This is a genomic window from Pseudonocardia halophobica, assembly GCF_027922425.1.
GTDB classification, from domain to species: Bacteria; Actinomycetota; Actinomycetes; order Mycobacteriales; family Pseudonocardiaceae; genus Pseudonocardia; species Pseudonocardia halophobica.
Genome location: NZ_BSFQ01000274.1, coordinates 1 through 553, shown reverse-complemented (window position 1 = coordinate 553; position 553 = coordinate 1). Strand labels below are relative to the sequence as shown.

Annotated in this window: 1 protein-coding gene; it reads right to left on the bottom strand. The window is 74.0% G+C overall.

Going from position 1 to position 553, the window contains the following annotated elements:
* Positions 1 to 553, bottom strand: a 553-nt coding sequence (locus PKE99_RS38580) for a LysR family transcriptional regulator substrate-binding protein (protein ID WP_271215174.1), incomplete at both ends; no start/stop codon positions are given.

Sequence of the window (553 nt, the reverse complement as noted above, 5' to 3'; positions counted from 1 at the left end):
CCCCCGCCCCGGCGGGGGCTGGGGCCGCCCCCGCCCCCGCGGGGGCGACGAGGAGCCGAGACGAGGACCTCCGGTGCGTCGACCGCCGCGACGAGGAAGTCGACGAGGCGGCGGACGGCGGGGCGGGCCGGCCGGCGCCAGACGACCTCGAGGTCGACGAACAACGGCGGATCGAGCGGCAGCACGACGGTCCCGGTGACATCCATCTGCTCGGCGACCCCGAGGATCCCCGGGGCGACGCCGGACCCCGCTGCGACCGCTCGCACCATCGCCTCGGGACTGTTGATGAGGTTCGCCTCGACGACGACCTGTCCCGGTTGCGCTCCCCTCGGCAGCAGGTGGTCCACCGTGCGCTGCCAGATGCCGGCGAAGGGGGACCAGGGGAACATCACCACGGATTCGTGGCTGAGACTCGCCACCAGGATCTGCGTCTGGTCGGCGAGCGGGTGCCCCAGCGGCAGCACGACGCCGAACAGCACCGAACCGAGGACGACGCCGGCGATGTCACGGTGCTCCTGCGGCCGGCTCCAGACGACCGCTGCATCGGCCCGTC